A 20,981-nucleotide genomic window follows, 5' to 3' on the forward strand; every position below is an offset into this window, starting at 1 on the left:
TAATAGTACAAAATTTAAAAACGCTATATCCAATAATTGAGAAAAAGTATAACAAAAAAAAAAGAAGCCCGAAGGCTTCTTTTTATATATAAATGAAATAAGAATTACATATTAGTTAGCATTGATAACTCTAAATTGAGTTCTTCTGTTTGCTAAGTGTTCTCTTTCTGTACAAGAAACACCATCAGAACATCTATTTGATAATCTAGACTCACCATATCCATTAGAAACAATTCTTGAAGAGTTGATTCCTTTAGAAATTAAGTAGTTAGTTACAGCTTGAGCTCTTCTTTCAGATAAAGATCTGTTAGATGCAGCAGAACCTCTTGAATCTGTGTGAGAAGCAATCTCTACAGAAACACCATTCTTTAATTCTACTAATAATTTTGCATCAATCTCAGCTTTAGCAGCAGGAGTTAAAGTTGCAGAACCTAATAACCAGTTTATGTTAAGATCGTTATACTCAACGATTTTACAATCAACCTCAGTCCAAGTAGTTAAACCACCTTTTGTTTGTAAAACTTCTTTAGTAACTGTTTTGTTAACAGCAGGAATAGTAACTTCTTCTACTCTAGCATCACTAGCTAAAACAGTTTTATTTAAAGAAGCTGTTTTTTGAGCGATATCAATTACTCTTGTTGTAGGAGGAGTACTCATTACAGTACGCTTCATTGTTTTAGTTACAGCAGGAATATCAATAGATCTAGTAGTTTCTGGAGTAAGAACAGTTTTTCTAATTGTAGTTGACTTAGAAGGAATATCAATAGCTCTTGCTGTTGGAGGCGTAGCCATAACAACACGCTTCATAGTTTTACTAGTAGCAGGAATTTCTGTTACTCTTGTAGAAGCAGGAGTTACTAAAGTAGTACGCTTCATTGTTTTTGTAACTGCAGGAATAGTAATAACTCTTGTTGTAGGAGGTGTTACCATTACAGTACGCTTAACTACTTTCGTTACAGCAGGAATATCGATAGCTCTTGTTGTTGGAGGAGTTACCATTACTTGTCTTGTTACTTCTTTAGTTACTTGAGGAATATCGATTACTCTTGTAGTTGCTGGAGAAACTAAAACTGTTTTCTTGATTGTTTTAGTTACAGCAGGAATAGCAATAGTTCTTGTAGTTGAAGGCTGAGTCATTACTGTACGCTTAACTTCTTTAGTTACTTGAGGAATATCGATTACTCTAGTAGTAGCAGGAGTTTGTACAACTTTTCTTGTGTAAGTTCCCATACCACAATCATCACTATTAGCATTAGAATTATCACAACCAGGAGTTGTTACAACAGATGCATCGTTAGATAAAGTAGTTGTATTTACTGTAATGTTTTGAGCTGGTACATTTTTGTAACACCAGTATCTACAATCGTTAGGATCGCTAGATGCACAATCTGCAGCAGGAGTATCACTCATTCCCCATTTAGCAGTTGCTGGCTTAGTTTCGATAACTTGGTAATCTGTAGAAAAACTAGCAGGAACAACTTTTAAAGTATTTCCAAATTCTCTTTTCTTGTAAGATAAAGTTTCAGTTCCCCATTTAGCAGGTATAACTTCTAAACGTTGACTAGCTGCAGTAACTACAACAGTTTCAGTTTCTCCTCCATATTGAGCAGGAACGATTTCTAATCTAGAAGATGCTGGTTGAACAACAATCTCTACATTTTCAGTTCCCCATTTAGCAGGAACAACTTCCATACGTTGTCCAGCAGCAGTAACAACTACAGTTTCAGTTCTTGTCTCGTATTGAGCAGGTACTGTTTGTAATTTTTGGTAAGCTTGTTGTACAATAACAGTTTCTGTTCTTGTCTCGTATTGAGCAGGTACAACTTCTAAACGCTGACTAGCTTCAGTAACAACAACTTCAAAAGTTTCTGTTCCTAATTTTGCAGGAACAACAGATAAAGTTTGTCCACCATCTGAAGTAGTAACATCAAAAGATTGAGTTTCGTACTGTGCAGGTACAACAGCTAATTCTTGATATCCTGGCTGGATTACCATTTCTTCAGTAGTTGTATCTGTAGATCCAGCAACTTTCTCAAGTCTTTGAGCAGGACCTTGAACGGTTACTTCGAAAGTTTGTGTTTCGTACTGTGCAGGTACAACAGCTAATTCTTGACCAGCAGACTGAACAACAACTTCTTCCTTTTCTGTTCTGTACTGTGCAGGTACTACTTTTAATTTTTTGTAAGCCGGTGCAACTTGAATAGTTACATCTTGATTTACCCATACATCTGGTGTTACACAACGTACGTAACATTTTCCTGGTTCAGGATTTGTAGGCAAATCTTGTGCGATTGCTACTGTACAGGCAACAAAAGATAAGATTGTTAGTAATGCTTTTTTCATTTTTTAAATAATTTTAATGGTTATTTTAAGTTTAAACAGACCAAATATATACTCGGTTGTTCTCTAATTTCGTGTAAAATTACTTGTTAACAAACTATTAATTCAAATAATTACTATATTTCTATGACAATTCGATAAAGTGTCAAAAAACTCCGTTTAACATTTAGTTAACATTTTTTTATTCTAATAATCAGACGTTTACACTTTTCCTCTATTTATTTACAAAACGCGTAATTCATCTAAGACAACTTTATGCATATTATATGTGTAATCTAAATGTGTCACTATTCGAAGTTTACCTTGCCCCATATTACTTATGTGAATATTCTTATTTTTTAAAATATTAAAAAAAGTTTCATTATCATATTTATTGGTTAAAGTAAAAATTACAATATTAGTTTCTACAGATTCTACTTTAGATATATAATCCGCTTTTTCTAATACAGAAGCGATCTCTTTAGCTTTAATGTGATCCTCTTTTAATGCTTCCATATTATTATCTAACGCATACAATGCTGCCGCTGCTAGGAAACCAACTTGCCTCATACCTCCTCCAAGAATTTTTCTAATTCTTATAGCGTTTTTCATTAAATGTTCGTCTCCTACTAATACAGAACCTATTGGACAACCTAATCCTTTACTAAAACAAACAGAAATAGTATCGAATAGCTTACCATAATCTTTAGCTGTTTCTTTAGTTTCAACTAGTGCATTCCATAATCGTGCTCCATCTAAATGAAAACCCAAATTATTAGATGTACAGACTTCTTTAATTTTTTTAATTCATTAAAATCCCAACAAGCTCCACCTCCTTTATTAGTTGTATTCTCTATTTCAACTAATGTAGTTAATGGACTGTGATAAAAATCTGGAGGATTAATAGCGTCTATAACTTGCTTTGCTGTAAACATACCTCTATCTCCATCTATAAGATTACAAGATACACCACTATTAAAAGATGCTCCTCCTCCTTCGTAATTAAAAATATGCGCATACTTATCGCAAATTACTTGGTCTCCAGGGTTAGTATGTAATTTTATAGCTGTTTGGTTTGCCATTGTTCCGCTAGGAAAAAATAAAGCATGAGATTTTCCAAATAATTTGGCAACTCGTTCTTCTAGCGCGTTAACAGTTTCGTCTTCTTTATATACATCGTCTCCAACTTTAGCATTCATCATAGCATTTAACATGCCTTTGGATGGTTTTGTTACAGTATCACTTCTTAAATCTATTCTCATTTGTTCTTAATATTGTTATTTATCGTTGTCTTAATTTAGATATTAACACCTTAATTATATAAACGAATTTCTTATTATTATTTTTCAGTATAAAATTAGAAAATAAGTAGATAATAATTTATTTATCATACTATAAATTCTATTTTTGTTACAAACACATATATAATGATAACACAAGATCAAATTAAAGATCTCTCACAACGCCTGACTAAGTTAAGGCAATATCTTTGACATAGATGCTAAATTAATAGAAATTAGCAATGAAGAAGAACAAACCTTTTCCCCAGATTTTTGGAACGATTCTAAAGCTGCAGAAATAATAATGAAATCACTACGTGTGAAAAAAAGATGGGTTGAAGATTATAACCTAGCTAACACACTTATTGAAGATTTAGAAGTTATTTACGAATTCTTTAAAGAAGAGGAAGCTACTGTTAAAGATGTTGAAAACAGATTTACAAAAGCACAAGCTTTAATTGAAGATTTAGAGTTTAAAAATATGCTTTCGGAAGAAGGTGATAGCTTAAGTGCAGTGCTTCAAATTACTGCTGGTGCTGGTGGTACAGAAAGTTGCGATTGGGCCGAAATGCTTATGCGTATGTACTTAATGTATGCTGAAAAAAGCGGATTTAAGGTTAAAGAACTTAACTTTCAAGAAGGTGATGTTGCAGGTATAAAAACAGTAACTATAGAGATTGAAGGTGATTATGCTTTTGGTTGGCTTAAAGGCGAGAATGGTGTACATAGATTAGTCCGCATTTCTCCTTTCGATAGTAATGCAAAACGCCATACTAGTTTTGCTTCGGTTTATGTATATCCATTAGTAGACGATTCTATAGAAATTGAAATTAATCCTGCAGATTTAGAAATTACTACTGCTAGATCAAGTGGAGCTGGTGGACAAAACGTAAATAAAGTAGAAACAAAAGTTCAATTACTACATAAACCTACTGGCATACAAATACAATGTTCTGAAACGCGCTCTCAACACGATAATAGATCTAGAGCTTTACAAATGTTAAAGTCCCAATTATATGAGATTGAACTTCAAAAACAATTAGCACAACGTCAAGATATTGAAGCTGGAAAAATGAAAATTGAATGGGGAAGCCAAATAAGAAATTACGTTATGCATCCCTATAAATTAGTAAAAGATGTAAGGTCTGCTCACGAAACAGGTAATGTAGACGCAGTTATGGATGGTGATATTACACCGTTTTTAAAAGCTTATTTAATGATGATGGGACAACAAACAACAGAATCTAATCAACTATAAAAGGTTAATAAAATAGTTTCCTTTTTTTATTAAGAAAAAACAAAGAAGTTCTCCTTCTTACAAAATAAATATGATTAAAATATACCATAACAACCGTTGTAGTAAATCTAGATCTGCATTAGAGATTTTAGAAAACTCTGGTAAAGACTTTGAAATTATAAAATATTTGGAAGATGCGCCAACTAAAGAGGAATTGCAGCAACTTATTAAAATGCTGAATATTGAACCTATAGATTTAGTAAGAAAAAACGAAGCTATTTGGAAGTCTGAATACAAAAACCAAGACCTTAGTAATGATGCTATTATTGATGCAATGTTAGCACACCCAAAACTAATTGAAAGACCAATTGTAGTAAATGGAAATAATGCAGTTATATGCCGTCCTACAGAAAATATTAATAAAGTTCTATAGAAAAGATTAGTACCTTTTTTAAAGCAATTAATTTTTAGCATTTTTTTAACTTCCCTCAATCTACAATGATAATAATATATCACAATCCAGAATCGGAAGATTCTAATAAATGTCTTGAAATATTAGAAACCAGTAAACACAATCACGAAATAATAAAGTATAAAGACAAACCACTAGATGCTATAAAACTTCGTAAAATTATTAAAGTTCTTAACGTCTCCCCTATCGAGATTACTAGAACTCATGATGTAATTTGGATTGAAAAATTTCAGCATATTATAGACTCCGGAATAGATTTTTCGGAAGAAGAGTACATTCAAATACTTATAAAATATCCGGAATTAATGGAGATAAAGTAGTGATTGGTAAACCTGCACGAAAAATTTTCGATATTATAACATAAAAGATTTAGCCTTGTAAAATTACAAGGCTTTTTTATTTAACAAACCTTTAACCAAAGACGTTTAATCCTTAGGCTATTTTTGTAAACTTATAAATTAAATCCTAAGAGAATGAACAGAAAATTAATTGCCACTTTTTTAACCGTTTTTATTGGCTTTTTTGCTTCGGCACAGAAAGACTATACCATTACTGGAAAAATTTTAGAAAGAGAAACTAACATCCCTTTAGAATGGGCAACTGTTGTTGTTTCTAATCCTACTGATGGAAAAATTATTACAGGAGGTACTGCAAACGAAAATGGTGCATTTAATTTTAATGTTGCCGCTGGAACCTATAATTTTACTTTCGAATTTATAAGCTTCGAAAAAATAACGTTAAAAAACAAAGTCATCGATAAGTCTTTAAATTTTGGGAGTATCTTTTTAAAAGAAGATGCTACAACTTTAGAAGAAGTAGAACTTATTGCCGAAAAAACGACTGTTGAAATTAAACTCGATAAAAAAATATATAATGTTGGTAAAGATTTAACTGTTAGAGGTGGTACCGTTAGTGATGTTTTAGATAATGTACCTTCAGTCTCTGTAGATGTAGAAGGAAACGTTGCACTTCGTGGAAACGATAACGTACGTATTTTAATTAACGGAAAACCTTCCGGATTAGTTGGTTTAAACTCTACAGACGCTTTACGTCAATTACCTGCAGAATCTATTGAAAAAGTAGAAGTTATAACTTCTCCATCTTCAAGATACGATGCCGAAGGAACAGGTGGAATTATAAATATTATTTTACGCCGTAGCAAATTGCAAGGCTTAAATGGAGCTATTACTACAAATGTTGGTTATAATCCTTCAGCTGGAATTAACGGAAACGTAAACTACAGAACTGGAAACGTAAACATTTTTAATACTACAGGTTATAGCTATAGAGAAGCACCGGGAAATTCAAATTCATCTACACAATATAATGCTACAGACAACTTTTTAGACGAAGACAATACTTACGATAGAGAACGAAAAGGATTAACTACAAACTTTGGTGTAGAATGGTATGTAGACGATTCGGCTTCTTTAACAACTTCTATTTTATATAGAGATAGTAAGGATACAGATTTAAATACAAATATTCTAAATCAGTATGACAGTAACAGAAACTTATTATCTACAACAACACGTTTGGATCCAGAAACTGAAGATGATCAAACAGTACAATATGCTTTAAATTTTCAAAAAAATTACGAATCTAGTGCCACATTTAGTTTCGATTTTCAATATGAAGATAGCCAAGAGAATGAAAACTCTTTAATTTCTGTAGATAATGTAGCTGTAGAAAACGTATCAACTTTAGAAGATCAAAGTCAGATTCTTTTACAAACAGATTATGTACTACCTATTGGAGAGAATAGTCAGTTTGAAGCAGGATATAGAGGTAATTTTGATACGACTACTACAGATTTTAATGTTTCTAATTTTGATGCAAGTAGTAATACTTTTGTATCTAATTTAGACTTAACAAACGTTTTAAATTTTAAGCAATATGTAAATGCAGTTTACTCTCAATTTGGTAGTAAATTCAATAAATTTTCTTTTTTATTAGGATTAAGATTAGAGAATACAAGATTTACAATAGACCAACCTACTACAGGAGATTTAACAAGAAAGAATTTTACAGGTTTATTTCCTACTGTTAATTTAAGTTACGAATTTAACGAGAAAGAAAATGTTACTTTAGGTTATGCTAGACGTTTAAGAAGACCAAGAGGTTACTTTTTAAATCCGTTTCCTTCTAGAAATAGTGTTACAAACTTTTTTCAAGGAAATCCTGATTTAAACCCAAGTTATTCTGGACAGATAGATTTAGGTTATTTAAAGCGTTTTGGTAAATTTACATTTAACACATCTGCTTACTACTCTCATGCAACAGATGGTTTTAGTTACATTAGTTTCGATACTGGAGATACAGCAAACGTTAACGGTGAAGAATTGCCAATTATAAAACGTACACCTATTAACTTAGCAACCGAAGATCGTTATGGTTTTGAGTTTACTTTAACTTATAATCCATCAAGAAAATGGAGAGTAAATGGTAACTTTAATTTCTTCCAAAACGAAACAAAAGGTACTACTCCAAACGGTTTGTCTTTAGATAATACTAACAACAGTTGGTATGCACGTATTAGTAATAAATACACATTGCCAGCAGATATAGATTGGCAAACAAATTTAAATTACAGAGGTCCTAGTGCAGATGCACAAAACGAAAGCCAAGGTATATTTACTACAACTATGGCTTTTAGTAAAGACTTGTTTAATGAAAAAGCATCTATTGCTTTTAATGTAAACGATTTATTTAATAGTAGAAAACGTATGCAAGAAACAACGACTCCAACTTATACTTCAGAAAGTGAGTTCCAATGGAGAGAACGTAGTTTTAACCTTGCTTTTACTTATAGATTTAACCAGAAAAAGAAACGTGTACAAAGCGGAAATTATGGTGGAGACGAGGGATTTGAAGGTTAATCTTTAACTATACAAAAACTCAATCCTTGTAACTATTAATTTTAGCTACAAGGATTTTTTTTGTATCGATCTCTTTTTATAAAGTTAATTGGCTGTTTTGTATTAGGAGTAATCAATTTTAGAATAAAAACAGATAACTATTAAGCACAAAAAAGGGAAACTTAAATAAGTTTCCCTTTTTTAATATTTATATTTTGAAGTAATAAATTACACTGATAATTTCAGTATAATAAAATTAAAAAAAATAAGCTTAATTTTCAAGCTTCGCTTTTTTCTCTTCTCTAATTTCGTTAATACGTTCTATTAAGCTTCCGCCAATCCAATAAGGAACAACAAAAGTTATTAAAAATATCATTAACCAGAAACCTATAGTTAATATTGTTAAAAATGCTAAAAAGCCTAAGTATTGGTCGAATTCGAACATAATTGATTGTGTCTTGTTTTAAATATTATGCAAATATAAGTTAATCTCTTTTTTTATACAATATAAACTTTGTAATTATTAACAGATTTATTAACCATAATTACTTAATTACATTTTTCTTAGTTTTAAATTGAAGTAAAGCGCATAAAACTATTAATCAAAAAACAAATAAATAGTATTAGATAATTTAGAACGCCTGACTGCACAATACAATTATGGATTGGTTTTAAAAACAAAAACACTTTATTTTGAATATTCTCATTTAGCAATAACTCGCGAACTAAAATCGGAAAGTTCTGCAAAATATGGTGGTATTAAAATTAGATTTACTTTTTAAAAGGAGTTAAGTGATATTTATCCTTTCATTATACTCAATGCTATATCAATATCAATTAATTTTTCGATTTTTTTCCAACCATTAAAATGCCCTAATTTTAACTCTTTAGAATTAGTAATATAATTTTTAAAATCTTCTTCCGTTACATCTGTTATAGGAAAACCGAATACGTGTCCTAAAAACTCTATTTCTACAAATTTTTCATTTGAGTATAAATATTTCATTCTGTCAAAAAGCAAAATAGGAGTTTCAGCTTCTCGCTTAATACTCATAAATATTCCAACAGATCTATCAAAATATATTACAGGTAAATCTCCTTTATTATATCTAGAAAACTCTCTGATTATGTTAAATTTTTCGTCGAAACCTAGTCCTTTTTGGCGATTTAACTCTTCAAGGAATAATTTATAAAGACCTCGTTTAAATGCATGACAGAGTTCTTTTTGAAAAGGTTCATTAAATCTAAATGACGGTAATACTTTTAAAGTCATATTACCATTTCGCTCTCTAATATCAAAATATCTAGATTTAAAACCACCAACTTTTTTTTTAGGATTCCCCGAAAGCAACATCATTCTTCGTGAAATATTGAATCCCTCTTTTAAAGCCTCTTCAATTGAATACTTATACTCAACTCTACTTCCAAAATAAGAATTACACTTATCACAAACATTTTTATTATAACTTTGGCCTCCTAAAGATTTTGGAATAGTGTGAGCTTTAGTCTTAAAAGATTCTTCTTGTTCTAAACTTAAACACCATATACATTTCTTTTTTCCCAAATTATATTGAATTAATTATCATTTCATTAATATCTATTAAGCTAAACGAAATTAACTATTTCAAAAATTACATTAATTAGAAACAGCGTATTACTGTTAAAACTTATCAACATTTCAATCCTAAAAACTTTAATTTTTTTCGTAAATTAGCCAGCCTAAAACAAACCTAACAACAGATGGAATTTAGAATAGAAAAAGATACAATGGGTGACGTTAAAGTACCTTCAGATAAACTTTGGGGAGCACAAACGGAACGTTCAAGAAATAATTTTAAAATAGGAACACCGGCTTCTATGCCTTTAGAAGTAGTTTATGGTTTTGCATACTTAAAAAAAGCAGCAGCATACACTAACTGCGAATTAGGTGTTTTACCAGAAGATAAAAGAGATTTAATAGCTGCGGCTTGCGACGAGATTTTAGAAGGTAAGCATGACGACCAGTTTCCTTTAGTAATCTGGCAAACAGGTTCTGGAACACAATCTAACATGAATGTTAACGAAGTTGTTGCAAATAGAGCACAACAATTAGCAGGTAGAATTGTTGGAGAAGGCGAAAAAGTAATTGCACCAAACGATGATGTAAACAAATCGCAATCTTCTAACGATACATTCCCAACAGGAATGCACATTGCTGCTTATAAAAAAATAGTTGAAAATACTATTCCGGGAGTAATTAAACTTAGAAATACACTTAACGATAAAGTACAAGATTTTAAAGATGTTGTAAAAATAGGTCGTACACACCTTATGGACGCTACACCTTTAACTTTAGGTCAAGAGTTTTCTGGTTATGTATCTCAATTAGATCATGGCTTAAAAGCGTTAGAAAACACTTTACCTCATTTAGCTGAATTAGCACTTGGTGGTACAGCTGTTGGTACAGGTTTAAATACACCTAAAGGATACGATGTTTTAGTTGCTAAGTACATTGCAAAATTTACAAACTTACCTTTTATAACTGCCGAAAATAAATTTGAAGCTTTAGCTGCACACGATGCTATTGTAGAGTCTCATGGTGCTTTAAAGCAATTAGCTGTTTCTTTAAACAAAATAGCTAACGATATACGTATGATGGCTTCTGGACCACGTTCTGGAATTGGAGAAATTATTATTCCTGCAAACGAGCCAGGAAGTTCTATTATGCCAGGAAAAGTAAACCCTACACAATGTGAGGCTTTAACTATGGTTTGTGCTCAAGTTATGGGTAACGATGTAGCAATTACAGTTGGTGGTACTCAAGGACATTACGAGCTTAACGTTTTTAAACCAATGATGGCTGCAAACATTTTACAAAGTGCGCAATTAATTGGTGATGCTTGTGTAAGTTTCGAAGAAAACTGTGCTGCTGGAATAGAGCCAAATCACGATGTTATTAAAGAATTATTAAACAACTCTTTAATGCTAGTAACAGCTTTAAATACAAAGATTGGTTATTATAAAGCTGCCGAAATAGCAAATACTGCTCATAAAAACGGAACAACATTAAAAACAGAAGCTGTAAACTTAGGTTATGTTACTGCCGAAGATTATGATGCTTGGGTAAAACCAGAAAATATGGTTGGAGGTTTAAAGTAAATATTTTGTCATTCCTGCGAAGGCAGGAATTCAACTTAATATTATAGATTCCTGCCTTCGCAGGAATGACAAAAAATAAAAAAAACACTAGCTAAGCTTATTGGTTTTTTATTTTTTGTTAGTTATCATAAAGGATAAGAATTTTTATAATAGTACAAGTTTAAAACAACTCTTAACATGTGTTAATAAAGTGTTAAAGCCTTGCTCTAATTCGGCTTAACTGCACTGGTGTAATCCCCAAAGCAGCTGCTATTTGATATTCAATTTCAAAAACATCACAATCTGTTAAAGCTTCATAGATTAGATTAGTTGGTTTCTTGTGCAATAATGCTTTAAACGAAGCAAAAAACATTAATGGACTGTATAATGTTGTTGTAACTTCTTTTCCGTTAGAAAGTAAAATATAAGAACGCATTACACCTCTACCAATTAAGTAATTTTTTTTGCTGAATTACACCTAACTCAAGAAGCTTGTCTCCTTCTTTTTTTTCCTTATAACTAGCAATATCATAAACAGATATTCGTACAGGTTGAAACGTATTGATAAAATCAAAAGCTTCTTTATAGTATGGTTTCATTCAAATTATTTACAAAATATAAATAGCACTTTATACTTCAATTACAAGTTTGCCTTTGAAATGTAATTAATTACAAGAAACAAAAACTATCTTTTCGTTATAATCTATAATACATTAAACGCTATAAAACTAACAGTACTTTATTATTCAAGCTTATGCATTTTATCTATATTTGGGCTATGAATAAGCTTTTAAACAACCCTAAAAACAATATTATAGCAATAATTATAGTAGAAATAGTTACGCTATCTATTTCTTTTACTGTCGATTATTCCGATGCTGGAATGGTAGGTATTATATTAAAATGGATACCAGCTTTAATAGGAATAACAACACTTCTACTCTACTTTGTTTCGCGTTTATTTATAAAAAAATACAATTGGATTATAAGCCTATTAGGTATAATTGTTATGTGTATTGCTACTTATAATCTTTATATAACCGATTACTCACAAACACTTTAAGATGTCTTTACTAATAAAAAACATAAAAGAATTACTACAAATTAGAGAGCCAAATGTTTTAAAAGTTTCTGGTGAAGAAATGAAAACACTTCCTACTCTTAAAAATGCATATCTATTTATAGAACATGATACTATTGTAGATTTTGGTACTATGGATAACTGCAAATATGATAATGCAGACAACGTTATAGATGCTAGCGGCAAGGTTGTTTTACCAACTTGGTGCGATTCTCACACTCATATTGTGTATGCAGGAAATAGAGAACAAGAATTTGTAGACAGAATTAACGGCTTATCTTACGAGGAAATAGCTAACAGAGGCGGTGGTATTTTAAATAGTGCTAAAACTCTTGAAAATACTAGCGAAGAAGATTTATACCAGCAATCTATTGCACGTGTAAATAAAGTAATGCAATTAGGATCTGGTGCTTTAGAAATAAAATCTGGTTATGGTTTATCTACAGAAACCGAACTTAAAATGCTTCGTGTAATCAAGCGCATAAAAAAAGAGTTTCCTATAAAAATAAAAGCGACTTTTCTTGGTGCTCATGCTTTACCTAAAGAGTTTAAAGATAATAAACAAGGCTATTTAGATTTAATTATTAATGAAATGATGCCTAAAGTTGCAGCAGATAACTTGGCAGATTACGTAGATGTTTTTTGCGAAAAAGGTTATTTCTCGTTAGAAGATACCGAGCAAATTCTTGAAGCAGCAAAACAATACCATTTAATTCCTAAAATTCACGTTAATCAATTTAATGCTTTTGGAGGTGTCGCTTTAGCGGTAAAATATAAAGCAATAAGTGTAGATCATTTAGAGGAATTAAATCAAGACGATATAAATGCTCTTAAAGGTAGCGATACAATGCCAGTAGCATTACCATCGTGTTCCTATTTTTTAAGCATACCATATACACCAGGAAGACAAATTATTGATGCTGGGTTGCCTCTAGCATTAGCAACAGATTTTAACCCAGGTTCTACACCTTCTGGAAACATGAATTTTGTAGTAAGTACTGCTTGTATAAAAATGAAATTAACACCAGAAGAAGCCATAAATGCAGCCACAATTAATGGTGCTTATGCTATGGGTATTAGCAACCAATACGGAAGCATTACTAAAGGAAAAAAAGCAAACCTAATTATTACTAAAGCGGTTCCTAGTTACAATTACCTGCCTTATGCTTTTGGTGAAAACAATATCGATAAAGTGATAATAAATGGTGAATCTATTTAATTAAAATACTGACAAATAAATTACTATAAGTTTTATAATGAGTAATTCATTTGATTTCTTATTATTATTTAGTCATATAAAATCGTTCCTGTATAAGAGTCACAACTGAAACTATAGTTTTTGTAGCATTAGTGAAAATGACACATAAAAAAGCCTGAAAAAATTTAATTTTTCAGGCTTTTAATATTTATAACAGTTTCTGTTATCTCATAGAAAACTGTGTACTTGTAACTAACTCTTTGCCATTAAAAACGTTTACTTTATACGTCCCTTTTTCAAAATCGTCGTTTTTATCTTTCTTTGTAATGTACTCACAAATTGGTAAACTTTGGTTTTCATAACTAAACTTACTAATTAAACTATAGTTTAAAGTTTCTTCTCCAAAAACAACTTGCTCATTAGAACCTAAAATATTGTTTTTTGGGTCTATAACTTGTACAAACAATTCTTTATCACCTGCTTCAACTAGTTTGTTTTTGGCAACTGTAAAGCAAACTCTAATTTTGTCACTTCTGCTTGCCTTCTCCATTGGTATTTGCTTACCAGAAGAACGCTCTAAAACTCCAGAAGCTTTCATACTATTTGCAGATAAAATTGCAGCATTCTCAACAACATCAGCTAAAGCTATATTTTGTACTAAAAGAGAATCTGTAAACATAGTACGCTGTATTAACTCAACTTTGGTACTGTCTAAACTTGTTGCTAGCATTTGGTTCTCTACTTTAAGCTTATCGTTTTCAGTTAAAAGGTAATCCATTTCCTTTTGTAACGACAAGTATTTCGTTTTGTATTTCCATAAACTTTTCATATTGTTTTCAGATACTTTTAAAGAATCTATTAAACCGTCAATACGTCCTTTGGCATCAACTAAATTTTGATTAACAACATTATTTTCACTCATAGCAACATCGTACTGCGCTGCCATTTGATTTAATTCGTTTAATACTTTTGTTTTTTCGCTAATTAAAACTTTTTCATTTTGTTTCTTTTCTTTGTATAAAGAAGATGAAAATACACCTAAGCCAATAAATAAAGCTAATGCAATTCCCAAAGCTACTTTTAGGCCATTACTTGCTGTTTTGTTTGTCATAATTATTTTGTTTAAGGGTTCAAATTTATTTCTTTTTATTTCAATTAATACGTCATATTTACTTTTTAAAACATTAATTTTAATCTTTTAAACGCATCTATACGTTATGAATAAACTTGTTTTAATGACCAAATCTAAAATTGAAGATAGTGTTACAACACGATCTGGAGAATCTAAATTTGGAGAGCAAATAACTATACTTCCATCAGTTACAAACATATACGGAGACTTAGTACATTTAGACGTCAAGTATGTATTAGTAGGTTTGCCCGAAGACGTTGGTGTTTTTGCAAACTACGGTAAACCAGGTGCTTGTAACGCTTGGGATGCTACAATTAAAATTTTGTTAAATACGCAAAATAGCACTTTTAACAATCCCAAACAATTATGTGTATTAGGTCATTTAGACTTTACTCAAGAGCAAGAACAACTTTCTAAATGGAATCAAAATAACATAAAACACGTTAAAAAAGCCAGAGCTCTTGTAGCCGAAATAGATAAAGAAGTTAGTAATCTTATTTACAATATAGTAAAAGCTGGTAAAATTCCAATTATTATTGGAGGTGGTCACAACAATGCTTATGGTAATATTAAAGGCACCTCATTAGCTTTAAACAAGAAAATAAACGTTATAAATTTCGATGCTCATACAGATTTTAGAGCACTCGAAGGCAGACATAGTGGTAATGGTTTTAGTTACGCTTTCGCGGAAGGATTCCTTAATCGTTATTTTATCTTCGGAATACATAAAAACTATACTTCTCAAACTATTTTAGAAGACACTTTAAACGCTAATAAAAGTATTAGATACAATACTTTTGAAGCAATTGAAGTTGAAAATAGTTTAAAATTTAAAGACGAAATGAAAGAAGCATTACGATACGTTTCTAAAGATACTTTTGGAATAGAAATAGATTGCGATGCGATAGCAAATGTACCAAGCAGTGCACAAACACCTTCGGGTTTCTCGGTAAATAAGGCCAGACAATTTGTTCACTATTTTGGAAGTAATCCTGCCGCTCAATATCTTCATATTTGTGAAGCTGCACCAACTAAAAAAACAGAGACACAAGTTGGAAAATTAATTACTTATTTAATAACCGATTTTATAAGAGCAAACAGTAATTAATTATGAAAAGTAGACTTAAATTAGAAAAAAACCGACTTATTGCTACCATTATTGTCCTTATTTATTTTTGTTTTATACTTTTTGTTTATTATACTAAAATAGAGTTGCAATTCATTAGAGTTCTTGGAGAATTATTAACCATTCCTGCACTTTTAGCTTTGGTTTCACTACCTATTTGGGCATTAGTAGATAACTTAAGAAAGAAAAACCAAAAGCAATCTACATACATTTTCACCTTATTAGTATCCTTATTTACAATAGTAATGTTGTTAATTACTAATTCTTATTTCTCTTAAAATGACCTTAAATATTATTCCTTTCGATAGTAAATATTCAAAAGATTTTTACAATTTAAATATAGAATGGTTAGAAGCTTTTTTCGAAGTAGAACCATTTGATAGAGAAGTACTATCTAACCCTGAGAAATATATTATAAACCAAGGTGGCTCTATTTTTTTTGCTAAAATAAACAATACTGTAGTTGGTACTTATGCTTTAATGCCATTGCCCAAGCAAGATGCTTTCGAGTTAACTAAAATGGCTGTTTCTCCAAAACATAGAGGATTAAAAATTGGTCAACAATTATTAGATCATTGCATTACTTATGCAAAACAAGAACAATTTAATAGACTACTACTCTATTCTAGCAGAAAACTCGAAAACGCTATTTATTTATATAGAAAATTTGACTTCGTTGAAATCAATGTAGAAAATAATTGCCCTTATAAGCGTTGCGATATTAAAATGGAGTATTTTTTAGATAAGCCATAAGTTCGCGTTTAGAAAAAGGCTTTCTCTGTTTTCTCTTATAGACCCAACTTTGCATACAAAAACCCATGTAACCAGCTATAATATTGCTTTATATAGGTCCGTTTTTACTAATATTAGTTACAAAAAAAACACTAAAGAGAACTTTAGTGCTTTTCTATTAATAATTTATTTAAGTGTTATTGTTTTAAAAACTTAAAAGAATTTCCATTATTTAAACTTAAAAAGTACAAGTCATTACTTAAGCTTTGAATATCAACTTTCTGGTTTTCAGAAATATTCCCTTTCATTATTTCTGCTCCTAAGCTATTATAAATAGTATAGTTTTCAGACGTTTTTAATCCTGAAACACTAATAAAATCTCTTGAAGGATTAGGATAAACTTTATAATCTAGTAGTTGATTAAAACTGTTTGTAGATAACGTAGGAAAATCAAATTTTGAAATTCTATTTCCATCAAATTCAGCAATAAAAAGACTACCCATATTAGCAACTAAACCAATTGGTGCTTGTAAAGAGCTAACAACATCTGTAGCTACTGGCGTTGGATTAGTAACATCAATTTTAGATACTTTACTTGCTGAATATTCAGCAATATGTAAATCGGTTCCATTTAAAGCCAAAGCTACAGGATAACTTAAACCTGTAATTAAATCTGTTTTTGTATACGCAACAGTAGAAATATCTATTTTAGACACTTTACCAGCATTAGATTCTGCGACAAATAATTCTGTTCCAATATTTTCTATATCAAAAGGATAAGAAAGACCTGTTTTAATTACGGTTACTGTTGGTGAAACCACAGTTACGTCTATTTTAGAAATTTTATTTGTTGCCAATTCAGTAAAATATAAATCGTTTCCAACAAATACTAAACCAGATGGCTGGTTTAATCCGGTAACAACATCTATTGATACAGGTGAAGAAGAAGTCGTATCAAACTTTGAAATTTTATTTGCACCAGATTCGGCGATATAAATAAAATCATCTTTAATAGCTATTCCCATAGGTTGACTTAGTCCAGAAATAACATTTGTCTTAGTTGTTGGTAATGAAAGATTTATATTTAAAATAGAGATTACTCCATTGTTAAATTCTGAAATGTATAAATTGTTTCCATCGAGTTCTAGCCTATACGGGTCAGAAACACCTGTTGTAACAACAGTAGTTTGAGCAATTAAAGGCATAGTAAAAAGCATCAATATTGATGTAAGCACGTAAATTTGTTTCATAAAAATAATTTGGTTTTGATTAATAGTTAGTAGCGACTACGAAATTAGTTAATTTATTATTAATTCTAATTATTAATTCAAGTTCTTTAAAGAATCTAACTCTCGTTTTAAACGATTAATTTCTTTAGATTTATTAAAGTTTTTTATAGAATCTACTTTACGTTGTAATGATTCTAAAGATTCTTCAATCTCTCCTTCAACTGGTAATGGATCAACTTTAAAATCTGGAATGCTATCTCCAACAACATCAATAATTTTTGTGTCTTCAACAAAATACTCACCAATACCTTCACTTGAACGCCAAGCTTCTCCTAATTGAGTGTAGATTTCTTTTTCCCAACCACTTGGATGTTTAACATCTATCCAAACAACATCGCGATATTCGCTATCAATTATAGCTAAATCTGGTGTTGCAGAGCCATCAAAAGCATCTGAGCCTTCTCTAATAGCAGCAATAGTTCCAAGGAAAAATAATCTTCTACGTCCAGCAATATCTTTTATATACGGTCTAAATTCTACTGGTTTATTTACAGACCAGTCAAATTCTTTACGCGATTCGATTACTTTTAAAGGCATTGCCGAAACTCCTGCATAACCTTGCTTTTTAGCTGCATGGTCGTAATAATATAACTTATCGGTACCATCGGCAGGTACAAAAACACTATATGTTAAACTTGTGCGCTCATCTCCTACTGGCTCTAAACCAAACCAATGGTATAAACCACTATATGCACCTACTTTAGTATCCTCAAAGTTAAAATCGGTTACAAATGGTTGTTGGTTTTGATCGTCTGCTAAATCTGGAATCTTAACTGCTGTTTCCATATTCCAAGGTAATGGATCACTAAATCCACCTAAAAACTTTAAAGATTCTGCCTGTAGGCGCGATATTTTTTCTGCTAAAGTATTTTGTTTTGTTAAAAACGGAAAATTTTTCATTTCGTCTGGTGCGATATATTCTCCTTTTCCAATGGTAATACGCTCAAAATAATCGCTAGAATCATGCTCACCATTTTCAATTATCATAACGCCTCCAAAAGATGGATAAGGGAAAAAGAAACCTTTCCATTTTATTAAACTTACAACTTCTACCCATTGACCGGTGTCGTTTTTCATGTAAAACGTATCACTTGGCTCGTAATTAACAAGCATCCAAGGATTAAAACGTTGCACAACCGCATTGTAAGTGTTTCTACTAAATTTTAACGACTCGCCAATGGCAAATGTCACCGGAATTCTATTTTCGCTAGAAAAACGCGGAAAAGGCGTTGTACTGGATACAGAAAATACTTCTTCGGTATTATCTCGCATACCTTGCCAGTAGTATTTTTCTGTAGGCTGGATTGCCATGGTCCATTTGTTTTCTCCATCTATTCTAACCAAATGTGGTAATGAAACATCTTTTGTTTCACCAACACTTTCATTTCCCATAGAATGAATATTTTTTAAAGGCTGAATACGTTCATTTTGCGTTAATGGCAATTCAGAAATATTAACTTTATTTAAATCGTTAAATACATTATACGTTTTCATGTAGTCGTATAATTCCATTTTCCATCCCACAAAATATAAGGCTCCAAAAAACACTCCCATAATTGCAAGCATAAAAATACGTTTCCCTGTAGACGCTTGCTTTCTAAAAGTTCTTAACCCAAAGAAAAGTACTATAACACAAAGTAATATTATGAATATAAATTTTCTTACAAACAGTAAAGCTGGTTGGTAATCATCTCGCATAAAAAATAATAATGCGATTATAATTATGCTTAAAATAACGACGATGCGCTTTTGTTTTCCGCCTTTGTTCCAGTAATTTTTTATCATAATATTTTCCTGCGAAGGCAGGAATCTCTTTTAGTTATTATTAATACTTGTATGTTCTATATAGAAAATAGTTATTACTATCATTTTTCTTGTAATGAAATAAAAATTCTTCTCCTCTTTTCTTATATATTGAATCACCTACTTTTAAATTTCTCTCATTACCTCCAAATGAAAAGAGCAAAAGATTATTAAAATCTCCTTCTTTAAATTTTACTTCAGGATTTCCGTGACCATCATAATTTAATTCTACAACGACTCCACTAATTTCTTCATTGACAGATTGATTTTTAGAAAATCTAATTAAACAATAAATTGCGAAAGGAGCCAAGATAAAGAATAACAAAAGTCTTGTATTTCTTCTTTTTTCAAACTTTTTAAATTCCTCTGGATTCATTACAAATGTCCTTTATCCTTTAAACGCTGTCTCGCACTCTTTTTTGGTGCTTCAGGTTCTGTTTTAATTTGCTGTTTTGCTTCTTCTATAACTTTATTATCCTTTGCTTCTAAATCTTTTATAAAATCTTTTCCTTTTTCTACAGTATCTTTTACAGCATCTACTAAAGAGTCGCTTTGCTCGTCTAAAACTTCAGACGATTTAAATACAAAATTAGCCAAATACGTTCCTACTAAAGTACCCGAAATACTTGCTATAAATAATTGAATGGTATAAACATCTATTGGTATAATGAATCGAATTATTACTATTCCTAATAAAAACAGAACACCAATATAAACCAAGCGCATTAAAAAAGATTGCTGGTACAGAAAGCCTTTTTTACTTCCTGGTTTCATTTGAAGCTCTTCGGAATAAAATAGTTTATTAAAGAAACTATATACTTTGTTAGATTTAGATTCTCTCCAATACAATACAATTCCGAAAAGGATTGATGCGATAAATATTATTATTTCGAATGTCATATTTTTTTGTTTTATTATGCGTTAGCAACACTATTACTTACTATAATATCATTCAACCTTTGAACGTCGGACTTAATTATATTCCTTAAATTAAAAGTCGTTACTTTTTCATTTATTGTGGTTACTACTAATTTTTCATCATTAATCTCTGTGGTTGTAATTTCATTAAAACTTAATGATTTACTTCTAAAAGAATTTATTTTAATAACAGCTCCTTTTTTATTCCATTGCACGTAGTTTTTGTACCAAAATATCCTACTAAAATAAATGACCTGCAACAAAAAACCTATTGCAGTTATTACTTTATTAATTCTTGGGTTTTCAAATTTAAAAATTCCAAAAGAACCACCTATAATAAAAGAAACAGAAAGGATTAACACCATAATCCAAAACCAATTCTTCATATTATCGAAATGTATTTTATTCATTTTAGTTTT

21 protein-coding genes and 1 pseudogene are annotated in these 20,981 nt (G+C 30.7%); 10 read left to right on the forward strand and 12 right to left on the reverse strand.

Annotation, left to right across the window (positions count from 1 at the left end; all coding sequences use genetic code 11):
• Positions 1-111: 111 nt before the first annotated feature.
• Both ASC41_RS14290 and ASC41_RS14295 read right to left on the reverse strand, forming a co-directional pair.
• Positions 112-2,343: an OmpA family protein gene (locus ASC41_RS14290; RefSeq protein WP_055437327.1), complete on the reverse strand. Its 2,232-nt coding sequence runs from the start codon at positions 2,341-2,343 to the stop codon at positions 112-114.
• A 219-nt stretch (positions 2,344-2,562) separates the two neighbouring features.
• A pseudogene (locus ASC41_RS14295) lies at positions 2,563-3,581 on the reverse strand (threonine aldolase family protein).
• Positions 3,582-3,746: 165 nt separating this feature from the next.
• Between ASC41_RS14295 and prfB the strand changes: the two are divergent.
• From prfB to ASC41_RS14315, 4 genes are all read left to right on the forward strand, one after another.
• Positions 3,747-4,857 (forward strand): peptide chain release factor 2 gene (gene prfB, locus ASC41_RS14300; RefSeq protein WP_152971481.1). Its coding sequence is split into 2 segments (ribosomal slippage): positions 3,747-3,809 and positions 3,811-4,857, totalling 1,110 coding nucleotides; the frame shifts between segments, so codons are not numbered across the junction.
• 70 nt (positions 4,858-4,927) lie between these two features.
• A complete protein-coding gene (gene arsC / locus ASC41_RS14305) occupies positions 4,928-5,269 on the forward strand; it encodes an arsenate reductase (glutaredoxin) (protein ID WP_055437329.1) in 342 nt (113 codons plus the stop codon).
• A 65-nt stretch (positions 5,270-5,334) separates the two neighbouring features.
• Complete coding sequence (locus ASC41_RS14310) at positions 5,335-5,628, forward strand: thioredoxin domain-containing protein (protein WP_055437330.1); 294 nt, start codon at positions 5,335-5,337, stop codon at positions 5,626-5,628.
• 153 nt (positions 5,629-5,781) lie between these two features.
• Positions 5,782-8,187, forward strand: a complete 2,406-nt coding sequence (locus ASC41_RS14315) for a TonB-dependent receptor (protein ID WP_055437331.1) — start codon at positions 5,782-5,784, stop codon at positions 8,185-8,187.
• A 250-nt stretch (positions 8,188-8,437) separates the two neighbouring features.
• Here the strand turns inward: ASC41_RS14315 and ASC41_RS17010 are convergent, their stop codons facing one another.
• The gene (locus ASC41_RS17010; protein WP_169787563.1) at positions 8,438-8,611 is read right to left on the reverse strand and encodes a hypothetical protein; all 174 of its coding nucleotides are present in this window, start codon (positions 8,609-8,611) and stop codon (positions 8,438-8,440) included.
• A gap of 354 nt (positions 8,612-8,965) precedes the next feature.
• Positions 8,966-9,730 carry an HNH endonuclease gene (locus ASC41_RS14320; protein ID WP_055437332.1) on the reverse strand — a complete coding sequence of 255 codons (765 nt, stop codon included), beginning with the start codon at positions 9,728-9,730 and terminating at the stop codon, positions 8,966-8,968.
• A gap of 176 nt (positions 9,731-9,906) precedes the next feature.
• Between ASC41_RS14320 and fumC the strand changes: the two genes are divergently transcribed.
• Entirely contained in the window at positions 9,907-11,304 is a 1,398-nt protein-coding gene (gene fumC, locus ASC41_RS14325) for a class II fumarate hydratase (protein ID WP_055437333.1), read from the forward strand.
• Positions 11,305-11,497: 193 nt separating this feature from the next.
• Here fumC and ASC41_RS14330 read toward each other — a convergent pair whose 3' ends face one another.
• On the reverse strand, positions 11,498-11,719 hold the full coding sequence (locus tag ASC41_RS14330; RefSeq protein WP_055437334.1) for a cyclic nucleotide-binding domain-containing protein: 222 nt from the start codon (positions 11,717-11,719) through the stop codon (positions 11,498-11,500).
• Between the two features lie 7 nt (positions 11,720-11,726).
• A complete protein-coding gene (locus ASC41_RS16955; protein ID WP_160318812.1) occupies positions 11,727-11,882 on the reverse strand; it encodes a hypothetical protein in 156 nt (51 codons plus the stop codon).
• A 179-nt stretch (positions 11,883-12,061) separates the two neighbouring features.
• On the opposite strand from ASC41_RS16955, the gene ASC41_RS14335 reads away from it, so the two are divergent.
• Both ASC41_RS14335 and hutI read left to right on the forward strand, forming a co-directional pair.
• Positions 12,062-12,346, forward strand: a complete 285-nt coding sequence (locus tag ASC41_RS14335; RefSeq protein WP_055437335.1) for a hypothetical protein — start codon at positions 12,062-12,064, stop codon at positions 12,344-12,346.
• A gap of 1 nt (position 12,347) precedes the next feature.
• Entirely contained in the window at positions 12,348-13,583 is a 1,236-nt protein-coding gene (hutI, locus tag ASC41_RS14340; RefSeq protein WP_055437336.1) for an imidazolonepropionase, read from the forward strand.
• Positions 13,584-13,785: 202 nt separating this feature from the next.
• Here the strand turns inward: hutI and ASC41_RS14345 are convergent, their stop codons facing one another.
• Positions 13,786-14,673 carry a coiled-coil domain-containing protein gene (locus ASC41_RS14345; protein ID WP_055437337.1) on the reverse strand — a complete coding sequence of 296 codons (888 nt, stop codon included), beginning with the start codon at positions 14,671-14,673 and terminating at the stop codon, positions 13,786-13,788.
• A 106-nt stretch (positions 14,674-14,779) separates the two neighbouring features.
• Here ASC41_RS14345 and ASC41_RS14350 point away from each other — a divergent pair, with 106 nt between their 5' ends.
• The 3 genes from ASC41_RS14350 to ASC41_RS14360 are packed head-to-tail and all read left to right on the forward strand — an operon-like array spanning position 14,780 to position 16,573.
• Positions 14,780-15,802: a formimidoylglutamase gene (locus ASC41_RS14350; RefSeq protein ID WP_055437338.1), complete on the forward strand. Its 1,023-nt coding sequence runs from the start codon at positions 14,780-14,782 to the stop codon at positions 15,800-15,802.
• Positions 15,803-15,804: 2 nt separating this feature from the next.
• Entirely contained in the window at positions 15,805-16,098 is a 294-nt protein-coding gene (locus ASC41_RS14355) for a hypothetical protein (protein WP_055437339.1), read from the forward strand.
• A 1-nt stretch (position 16,099) separates the two neighbouring features.
• The gene (locus ASC41_RS14360; RefSeq protein WP_055437340.1) at positions 16,100-16,573 is read left to right on the forward strand and encodes a GNAT family N-acetyltransferase; all 474 of its coding nucleotides are present in this window, start codon (positions 16,100-16,102) and stop codon (positions 16,571-16,573) included.
• A 176-nt stretch (positions 16,574-16,749) separates the two neighbouring features.
• Here ASC41_RS14360 and ASC41_RS14365 read toward each other — a convergent pair whose 3' ends face one another.
• The 5 genes from ASC41_RS14365 to ASC41_RS14385 form a co-directional block, all read right to left on the reverse strand.
• Complete coding sequence (locus ASC41_RS14365; RefSeq protein WP_083477224.1) at positions 16,750-17,802, reverse strand: T9SS type A sorting domain-containing protein; 1,053 nt, start codon at positions 17,800-17,802, stop codon at positions 16,750-16,752.
• A 72-nt stretch (positions 17,803-17,874) separates the two neighbouring features.
• Positions 17,875-19,626 carry a bZIP transcription factor gene (locus tag ASC41_RS14370; RefSeq protein ID WP_055437342.1) on the reverse strand — a complete coding sequence of 584 codons (1,752 nt, stop codon included), beginning with the start codon at positions 19,624-19,626 and terminating at the stop codon, positions 17,875-17,877.
• Positions 19,627-19,666: 40 nt separating this feature from the next.
• A complete protein-coding gene (locus ASC41_RS14375) occupies positions 19,667-20,020 on the reverse strand; it encodes a hypothetical protein (RefSeq protein ID WP_055437343.1) in 354 nt (117 codons plus the stop codon).
• Positions 20,020-20,544 (reverse strand): hypothetical protein, encoded by a 525-nt coding sequence (locus ASC41_RS14380; protein WP_055437344.1) that lies wholly within the window; start codon positions 20,542-20,544, stop codon positions 20,020-20,022. Before ASC41_RS14380 ends, ASC41_RS14375 begins: the two co-directional genes overlap by 1 nt.
• A gap of 14 nt (positions 20,545-20,558) precedes the next feature.
• Positions 20,559-20,972, reverse strand: a complete 414-nt coding sequence (locus tag ASC41_RS14385; RefSeq protein ID WP_055437422.1) for a hypothetical protein — start codon at positions 20,970-20,972, stop codon at positions 20,559-20,561.
• Positions 20,973-20,981: the final 9 nt, after the last annotated feature.

The organism is Lacinutrix algicola (assembly GCF_001418085.1).
In the GTDB taxonomy this organism is placed as follows: domain Bacteria; phylum Bacteroidota; class Bacteroidia; order Flavobacteriales; family Flavobacteriaceae; genus Lacinutrix; species Lacinutrix algicola.